The sequence below is a fragment of the Waterburya sp. genome, assembly GCF_058530065.1.
Genome location: NZ_JBZNBU010000283.1, coordinates 1 through 9,179, shown reverse-complemented (window position 1 = coordinate 9,179; position 9,179 = coordinate 1). Strand labels below are relative to the sequence as shown.

Annotated in this window: 7 protein-coding genes and 1 pseudogene; 7 read left to right on the top strand and 1 reads right to left on the bottom strand. The window is 41.1% G+C overall.

Features of this window, described 5'->3' with window-relative positions:
- Window positions 1-217 precede the first annotated feature (217 nt).
- From AC33VI_RS17125 to tkt, 3 genes are all read left to right on the top strand, one after another.
- Entirely contained in the window at window positions 218-466 is a 249-nt protein-coding gene (locus tag AC33VI_RS17125) for an acyl carrier protein (protein WP_491783474.1), read from the top strand.
- A gap of 247 nt (window positions 467-713) precedes the next feature.
- A complete protein-coding gene (fabF, locus tag AC33VI_RS17120; RefSeq protein WP_491783473.1) occupies window positions 714-1,964 on the top strand; it encodes a beta-ketoacyl-ACP synthase II in 1,251 nt (416 codons plus the stop codon).
- Between the two features lie 277 nt (window positions 1,965-2,241).
- Window positions 2,242-4,269: a transketolase gene (tkt, locus tag AC33VI_RS17115; protein ID WP_491783472.1), complete on the top strand. Its 2,028-nt coding sequence runs from the start codon at window positions 2,242-2,244 to the stop codon at window positions 4,267-4,269.
- An 88-nt stretch (window positions 4,270-4,357) separates the two neighbouring features.
- Here tkt and AC33VI_RS17110 read toward each other — a convergent pair whose 3' ends face one another.
- The gene (locus AC33VI_RS17110; RefSeq protein WP_491783471.1) at window positions 4,358-5,062 is read right to left on the bottom strand and encodes an ATP-dependent Zn protease; all 705 of its coding nucleotides are present in this window, start codon (window positions 5,060-5,062) and stop codon (window positions 4,358-4,360) included.
- Window positions 5,063-5,260: 198 nt separating this feature from the next.
- On the opposite strand from AC33VI_RS17110, the gene AC33VI_RS17105 reads away from it, so the two are divergent.
- From AC33VI_RS17105 to AC33VI_RS17090, 4 genes and pseudogenes are all read left to right on the top strand, one after another.
- The gene (locus AC33VI_RS17105; RefSeq protein ID WP_491783470.1) at window positions 5,261-6,286 is read left to right on the top strand and encodes an ABC transporter ATP-binding protein; all 1,026 of its coding nucleotides are present in this window, start codon (window positions 5,261-5,263) and stop codon (window positions 6,284-6,286) included.
- A gap of 59 nt (window positions 6,287-6,345) precedes the next feature.
- Window positions 6,346-7,236: an ABC transporter permease gene (locus AC33VI_RS17100; protein WP_491783469.1), complete on the top strand. Its 891-nt coding sequence runs from the start codon at window positions 6,346-6,348 to the stop codon at window positions 7,234-7,236.
- Window positions 7,237-7,377: 141 nt separating this feature from the next.
- Window positions 7,378-7,704 (top strand): hypothetical protein, encoded by a 327-nt coding sequence (locus tag AC33VI_RS17095; RefSeq protein ID WP_491783468.1) that lies wholly within the window; start codon window positions 7,378-7,380, stop codon window positions 7,702-7,704.
- Between the two features lie 178 nt (window positions 7,705-7,882).
- Window positions 7,883-8,305, top strand: a pseudogene (locus tag AC33VI_RS17090) (phycobiliprotein lyase); the annotation flags it as partial.
- Window positions 8,306-9,179 lie beyond the last annotated feature (874 nt).

Here is a 9,179-nt window from a genome sequence, read left to right as displayed (position 1 = left end):
TTAATTAATCGCCACAATTAGGATTGCTATAACTTTGTCCCTCTTTCAGATAAGATAAAAGTTGCCGCTTTTTAAACCAAAGCGTTTAATCTATTGAAAAAAAATTCTTTTGGTATATTAAACGTTCTAAGCCAGCATTAATGAGGAAACAAACCCGTCAATTTATCTTAAATCTATGTTTATCGTAATAGATCGGGTTATTTAGTGGAAAAAAACAATGAATCAAGAAATTTTTGAAAAAGTAAAAGGTATTGTAGTCGATCAGCTAGAAGTAGAAGCAGATAGAGTTACTCCCGAAGCAAGTTTTGCCAATGACTTGGGTGCCGATTCTCTAGATACGGTAGAACTAGTAATGGCTTTAGAAGAAGAATTCGATATTGAAATTCCTGACGAAGCTGCCGAACAAATAGATACAGTAGGTAAAGCAGTAGAGCATATTACTCAAGAAACAGGCGCGGCTGCATAAGCTGATTAATTCATAATTGTTAATTATATTCAAGTTAATGATGGCTGCATCGGCGGAGAAGTCAAACTAGAAAATTTAATTGTGGCGATTCCAACATCCATAGTCAGCAAAAATATTTAGTTTGCCTCGACCTCGAAAAATTAGATCGCCTGGCTGAATCGTATAAGATGGTTAACGCAAAAAGACAGGCAATCAACAAGCAGCCTCAACAGAGATATTAGCAAATAAAAATTTAAGAAGAGCGAAGATGACAAATAGGCAAAAAAAACGGGTCGTAATTACAGGTTTGGGCGCAATTACTCCCATTGGTAATAATCTGGCAGAATATTGGGCTGGGCTATTAGAGGGACGTAATGGAGTAGGCTCGATAACTCTCTTTGATGCCTCGAAACACGCTTGTCAAATTGCTGCGGAGGTTAAAGGATTTGACCCCTGCGACTATTTAGACAAAAAAGATGCAAAGCGAATGGATCGTTTCGCTCAATTTGGAGTGTGTGCCAGCAAACAAGCGATCGCGGATGCCAATTTCGTCATCGACGATCTTAATGCCGACCGAGTTGGGGTATTAATCGGTACTGGAGTCGGCGGACTAAAAGTAATGGAAGATCAAAATGAAAATCTTCTAACCAAAGGACCGAGAAAAGTAAGTCCCTTCACGATACCCATGATGATTGCCAACATGGCAGCAGGTTTGACCGCAATTCATACAGGAGCAAAAGGGCCTAACTCCTGTACGGTAACCGCCTGTGCTGCGGGTTCTCATGCTATTGGCGATGCCTTTCGTATAATTCAGGGAGGTTATGCCGATGCCATGCTTTGCGGTGGTGCAGAAGCAGCAGTAACGCCCCTATCTTTTGCGGGTTTTTGTTCGGCAAAGGCTCTTTCAACTCGCAACGACGATCCCAGCCATGCTAGCCGTCCTTTCGATCGCGATCGCGATGGATTTGTGATGGGAGAAGGTTCGGGTATTTTGCTACTCGAAGAATTGGAACAAGCCAAGGCTCGTGGAGCAAAAATCTATGCCGAAATCGTCGGTTATGGCATGACTTGCGATGCCTATCATATGACCTCTCCCATACCAGGAGGACAGGGGGCGGCAAAGGCGATCGAACTGGCTTTAGCAGATGGGGATGTGACTCCTAAAGATGTAGACTACATTAACGCTCACGGTACTAGCACCCAAGCTAATGATTCTAATGAAACCAAGGCGATTAAAAAAGCTTTAGGAACAAGAGCAGAAGAAATCCTAGTCAGTTCTACTAAGTCTATGACTGGTCATCTTTTAGGAGGTTCGGGGGGTATTGAAGCAGTTGCTACGGTGATGGCAATTCAAAACAATAAAGTACCCCCCACGATCAATTTAGTCAATCCCGATGAAGAGTGCGACCTAGACTACATTGCCAATCAAAGTCGCGAGCGTGAAATTAACGTGGCTTTATCTAATTCTTTTGGTTTTGGCGGTCATAATGTTACTCTAGCCTTTAAAAAGTATGGCTAAACTGACGGTAAATTTTTCTAACAATTTCTGTTGGGGAAATACTGTAATTTTGTTTCTCAATTTAATTTGAAAAACGAGACATCATCCCTTTATGATGATGGACAAATATTTGTAGCCAAACAAATAAGAAATATAAGACTTGCTCCCCGTTCGTCTAGGATGAGAAGATAAGAGTGCGGCTTTTAAAGAAATCTAGTCTAGAAAACTTACAACTCCTTCTAGGTGTGCTGAAGCTGGTTCAAATTTTGTTTTATCGTAGTTTATTTATATAACGCATATGGTAGTTGCCACCCAATCAAGCAAATCAGTTGAAGAACTTTGCATAAATTCAATTCGTTTTTTAGCAATCGAAGCAATAGAAAAAGCTAAATCTGGACACCCAGGACTACCTATGGGGGCTGCTCCAATGGCGTTTGTGCTCTGGGATAAGTTCATGAAGTACAATCCCAAAAACCCCAAATGGTTTAACCGCGATCGCTTCGTTCTTTCTGCGGGTCATGGTTCGATGTTGCAATATGCTCTATTGTACCTTGCTGGTTACGATAGCGTATCGATTGAAGATATTAAACAGTTCCGTCAATGGAAATCTGTCACTCCAGGACACCCCGAAAACTTTGTTACTCCTGGGATTGAAGTAACTACAGGACCTTTGGGTCAAGGTATTGCTAATGGTGTAGGGCTGGCAGTAGCAGAAGCTCACTTGGCTGCCAAATTCAATAAGCCAGATGCAACTTTGGTCGATCACTATACTTATGTTATTTTGGGTGACGGCTGCAACATGGAAGGTATTTCTGGGGAAGCTGCTTCTTTTGCAGGACACCAAGGATTGGGCAAACTAATCGCTCTTTATGACGATAACCATATTTCCATCGATGGTTCTACTGATGTAGCCTTTACCGAAGATGTTTCCAAACGTTTTGAGTCTTATGGTTGGCACGTACTTCACGTAGAAGATGGTAACACCGATTTAGAAGCGATTGCCAAAGCGATCGAAGAAGCTAAGTCTGTAACCGATAAGCCTTCTATGATCAAAGTAACTACTACCATTGGTTATGGCGCGCCCAATAAAGCTGATACTGCTGGCATTCACGGTTCTGCTCTCGGTGCGGATGAAATCAAACTAACTCGTGAAAACCTCGGTTGGGACTACGAACCATTTGAAGTTCCTGAAGAAGCTCTTAGCCACATGAGAAAAGCCGTAGAGCGCGGGGCTGGCTACGAAGAGGAGTGGAATAAAGTATTAGCTGACTACAAAGCAAAATATGCCGCAGAAGCAGCAGAATTTGAGCGTTTCCTTAGCGGTAAGCTACCCGAAGGTTGGGCTGATGTACTTCCTTCCTTCACTCCCGAAGACAAAGGATTGGCAACTCGTAAAGTTTCCGAAGCTTGCTTAAACGCTCTATCTCCCGTTGTTTCAGAATTAATCGGCGGTTCGGCAGATTTAACCCACTCCAACTATACAGAGTTAAAAGACACTGGTGAATTCCAAAAAGGGGCGCACGAAAATCGCAATATCCACTTTGGAGTGCGAGAACACGGTATGGGAGCAATTTGTAACGGTATTGCTCTTCACGGTTCTGGTCTAATTCCTTACGGTGCGACTTTCTTGATTTTCACTGACTATATGCGTGCGGCAATTCGCTTGTCTGCATTGTCTGAAGTTGGAGCAATTTGGGTTATGACTCACGACTCCATCGGACAAGGGGAAGACGGTCCTACCCACCAACCCATTGAAACTCTAGCTTCCTTGAGAGCTATTCCTAACTTAACCGTAATTCGCCCTGCTGATGGTAACGAAGTATCTGGTGCTTACAAAGTAGCAATCGAGAATGCCAAAGCAAACAAACCTACTTTGTTGTCTTTGACTCGTCAAGGCGTACCCAATTTAGCAAACTCCTCCATGGCAGACGTTTCTAAAGGTGCTTATGTTTATTCCTGTGGTTTCGCCCCTGAAGAATTAGACATTATCTTGATTGGTACTGGTAGCGAACTTCAACTTTGCGTTGAGGCATCAGAAAAACTCAAAGCAGAAGGCAAAAAAGTCCGTGTAGTTTCCATGCCTTCTTGGGAATTGTTTGAATCTCAAGATGAAGCTTACAGAGATTCTGTATTACCTAAAGTTGCCCGCAAGCGTTTATCTGTTGAAGCTGGTGCTACCTTTGGTTGGCAGAAATATATTGGCTTTGAAGGTGCTTCTGTTGGTGTAGATACTTTCGGTGCTTCTGCTCCTGGTCCTATCTGTATGAAAGAATTTGGTTTTACTGTTGACAACGTAATAGCTAAAGCCAAGGAAGTTATCGGTTAATTTAGTGCGATCTCTACTAACGATTTGGTTAACCGATTAATGAGATAGTAAATCAAAGCCCTAACTTAGATTTAGGGCTTTTTTTATGCTAAACGTTTAACGATAATTCTTCGCTGTCTGCATCGCAATGTTGCTGAATAATTGCATAGCATTCTTCTACAGAAGATCTTTGCTTCATCGCCTCTACCAAAGCTTGGTAGGATTTTTGATGTCTGGTTAAAAGATTAGTAGCTTGTAACTGAGCCCAACGTTCTTTTTGAGGGTAACCCACTTCTGGTAACCCTGCCATTGCTAAAGCTTGCCTTAATTGTTGGCGATCTTCTGCCCCTCCTTGAGAATCGCCATAAATAGTTTTTTCGGCTGCTATACCTGCCATCCAAACCGTACAAAAACGATCTAAAGTTAAACGCATTTCTTGCAGATTAAACGGTCGATCTGTCAAACTTTCTGTTTCAAAAATGACCCCTCCACGTCCCAAACGTCCCTGTCTAAACATTTCCCAAGCGGTGAGAGTATAACTTTCAATGGGAATGCCCAAAAAATAAGCAGTGAGAAAATGACCTGCTTCGTGGTTCAGGATTCGTTGGCGTTGTTTTTCCGAAGCGAATAAATCTAACAACAACGAAACCCCTCGACTATTCCAACTAAGGGTATCGACTGTTGCCAAACTTAAAATACCAAAAACGATCGCAGCAGGAACTACAGGAGAAAGATTGAATAAAGGCCCTAATAGTGTTGTCATAGTCATTACAAAAATACCTATGGCAATGAGATTTAAAGCAGTTTGGGGCATTGGTTAAAAAAAATTATTATGTTTAGATATGTTAAATATATTTATTTTAATAGAATAAATCTAAGTCTTTATAAAAGCCTAAGACTGTTTGAGAAATTATTCTGGATTTGGGATAATAATATCTGAACTCTTAAAGTCTCCTGATGAATAATGGGGCGATAGAGTTTAATGATAATAAGCAATTTTTAGATAAAAAGTATGGCTGCTGCCGTTTTAATTGAAAATTTACGCAAAAGCTATGGGGATGTTCCCGCAGTCCGAGATATATCTTTTAGGGTCAAACCTGGAGAAATCTTCGGTTTATTGGGTCCTAACGGTGCGGGCAAAACCACAACTATTAGATGTTTGTGTACTTTGGCAAAACCCGATAGCGGTAATATAGAAGTAGGCGGAATATCGGCGATCGCATCTCCCAAAGCCGTCCGCCAAAGGCTGGGTTACGTAGCTCAAGAGGTGGCGATCGATAAGGTTTTGACGGGCAGGGAATTACTCAAATTACAAGCAGCACTATATCATTTACCCAAAAAAGCAATCAGCGATCGCATCAATCAACTAGTAGAAGTTTTGGGTTTAACAGACTACATCGACAACAAGACAGGCACTTATTCGGGGGGTATCCGCAAGCGTTTGGATTTAGCCGCAGGATTGCTACACCAACCTGAAGTGCTAGTTTTGGACGAGCCTACCGTCGGTTTGGATATCGAAAGTCGCATGGTGGTTTGGGAGTTTTTACAAGCATTGCGCTCTGCGGGAACTACAGTACTAATTACCAGTCACTATTTAGAAGAAATCGACGCTTTAGCCGATCGCTTGGCAATTATCGATCAAGGAGAGGTCATTGCTGAAGGTACGCCTTCGGATCTCAAGGATAAGTTAGGAGGCGATCGGGTAACCCTCCGTATTCGCGAATTTACCCCCTTAGAAGAAGCAGAACAAGCTAAAAAGGCGATCGAATCTTTGCCCTTTGTCGAAAGCGTTATCGTTAATACAGTACAAGGCAATTCTTTAAACTTAATTGTTAAGTCGGGTCAAAGCTCTTTGAGTAAAATCGAAACTTCCCTAGAAGAAGTAGGATTGCCGATTTTTAGTTTGGCGCAGTCTCGCCCCAGTCTCGATGATGTCTATCTTGCGGCTACAGGACAAACAATTATGGATGCCGAAATAGCAGCATCTAGCTCTAGAGATCTCAAAAAAGAGAAGAAACAAGCTATGAAGCAATCTTAATTATTAATTGTTTATCATTTACCAATCGACAATTAACCGTTAACCATCAACAAATAAAAATGACCACCTCAACGAGAAATATAAATTCGGCATTAGCACCAAATCCAGCCATTACCAGAGAAGCTCAAGAGCAAAGTAATCCCTTCGGAGATTTTATTCAGGAAACATTAGCTCTTACTCAACGTCTATTTATACAACTGCAACGTCGTCCTTCGACATTAATGGCAGGAATCTTTCAGCCTTTTATGTGGCTGGTACTATTTGGCGCGCTATTTAGTAAAGCACCTTCGGGTTTATTTGGTGACGATTTGAGTTACGCTAAATTCCTCGCACCAGGAGTAATCGTCTTTACGGCTTTTTCGGGAGCTTTAAATGCAGGATTGCCCGTGATGTTCGATCGCGAGTTTGGTTTTCTCAATCGTTTGTTAGTCGCTCCTTTGTCCTCTCGCTATTCCATTGTGGCAGCTTCGACAATTTATATTATTGCCTTGAGTTTTATTCAAACAGCGGTAATTATCTTGGCTAGTGCTATTTTGGGAGCGGGTTTGCCAGGATTTGGTGGCTTGAGCGCGATCGCCTTAATTGTATTTTTAATTGTTTTGGGGGTAACTGCTTTGAGTTTGGGCTTGGCTTTTGCTTTACCAGGACATATCGAACTAATTGCGGTTATCTTTGTGACTAACTTACCCTTATTATTTGCTAGTACTGCTCTTGCACCCCTAAGCTTTATGGCTGGTTGGTTGCAGGTAGTGGCTGCTCTCAATCCCTTGACCTATGCGATCGAACCCATTCGTTATATCTACAGTCATGGAGATTGGACAATTAATAGTGTTGTAATGAACACTCCCTGGATAGATTTCAATTTTGGTACTGTTATCTTAATCTTGTTAGGGTTTGACGCTTTAATCTTATTTGCAATTCAACCCCTATTACGTCGTCGTTTTGCTTAATTGCAGCCAATCACTTTCAAATATTGTAAATCGGTTTTAGGTGGGCAATCCAAAATAACTTATTGTCTCGCTCGCCTAAAAAGCGATCGTATCAGAGCAATTATTTATTCGCGAAATATAATTATCGATAAAAATAAATCCATGAATCAACTAGCCAAATTTCTCAGCCTGGGAATATTAATCACTTTAGCAGCAGGATTTAACTCTTCTATTTTTGCTCAGTCTCAATACGAGCGAGATAATGGTTTCCAATCCAATGAAAAAGACAGTATTTATGGCGATGCTCCAGGAGGATTAAATCCTGTCGAGCTAATTCATCGCGCTCAACAACTGAAAGGACGCAGTGCGGCAGAATTTGAAGCAGATTCTCAAGGACAACTAGAAAATTCAGCTTCTGATTTCAAGCGTCTGCAACAACAAAGAATTTTGGAACAACAGCCAACTAGAGAAGAAAGTAATGAGTCTTAATATTAAATTCTGACTTATGATTGCTAATCATTTCTTGCTGGGGTTAATTTATTAAATTTTGTATTCTTAGTAAATTTATTTCCCCTTCTTGATTGAGATAATATCCTTTTGAAGACTCCCACTCAATGGAAGTCTTCTTTTGATATTAAACAAAAAAAAATTTTAGGAGTTCTTTTTTATGCGTTTAAACGTGCCAATGAATATGATGGAATTTTTTACCAAAAGCGAAGGTAAATGGTACACCGAACGTAGCGTCCATCATTTTGATACAGTTGCCGATGAGTCGGGAGAATCCAACTTAATTGTTAAAGTTATTCAACAAGACGATCCCAGAGTCAAAGAAGTTTGCGATTTACAAGGCATAAATCCTGCTCTAGCAAAGGGAGGTGGTAGTTTTAGCTGGCAAGATAATTTAGAAGAAAAAGAACCCAACCCCAACTACGCAGCAATTTTAATTGACGTTCCCGATGATGAAACAGGACGTAGTGGTAAACTAATTCGCAATAAGGGTTATGTTGATGGCTTGCCCGTAATTAGTCGCTATTGGTTTGGTGAAGACGGAATTTTGACGATTAATACCGATTATGACAACAATCAGGGAGTGCGACTCGTTTAGTGTGAAAGTACTATTTTTAGTACATAAGCATTAGCATGGTCTGACTAAATGTTAAGTTTTTAACAATTCTTAATAGGTCAATATAGACGAGACGTTTTACGTTTCGTGAACCATGACAACTAAATACTTCGTATAGGTGAGATGTCCCCTTTATAGGTCGCTAAATACTAACAAAAGCGTAATCATCAAGTCCTATCTCTCAGGTGTTGGAGATGAAAGCATAACCCCTGCGGTAGAGAGTGGTCTTCAATCCGCAAAGCGGGGTTAAATGGGGCTATGACTGGTAGTCTGAACTGGTTATCCTCTAGCAAGAATTCTATGGATAGAGCGTTCGCTCGAAGTACCGTAACCATCGTTATGTTGAAACGGCGAAATCAGGTCTGACAAGCCGTGGCCAAAAGGTGACATCGCAAAATAGTTAGTTATATCTACCTTGGATATGACTCAATACCAACTGCGATCGGTGGAGAGGTTAAAAGTCATAAGCATCGTTAAGCAGAAACAGCCAAATCAGGACTGATAAGCTGTAGCTAAAAAAGCAAACTTGCACAAAATTATAAAATTATTATGAGTTGGCATAGCTCATAATCAATACCAATTGCAAGCGGTGTACAGACACATCCTAAAGATTCATACCAACGGAGTATTTGGAACGAGGAAACCCCTCATAACTCTCAGCAACGAAGTAGCTCGGTCGAAACTGCTGAGTAATCAACCAAGATGCAAACTCTCCTTTTAGGAGGTTATGAGAGGAATAGGATTCGGTAAGAAGCTAATGCCCCAACTCGAAACAACGAGTAATGCCAGCAATGGATGGTGTAATGCCAGGGATATGCCCACGTACCGACTGTAATTAGGA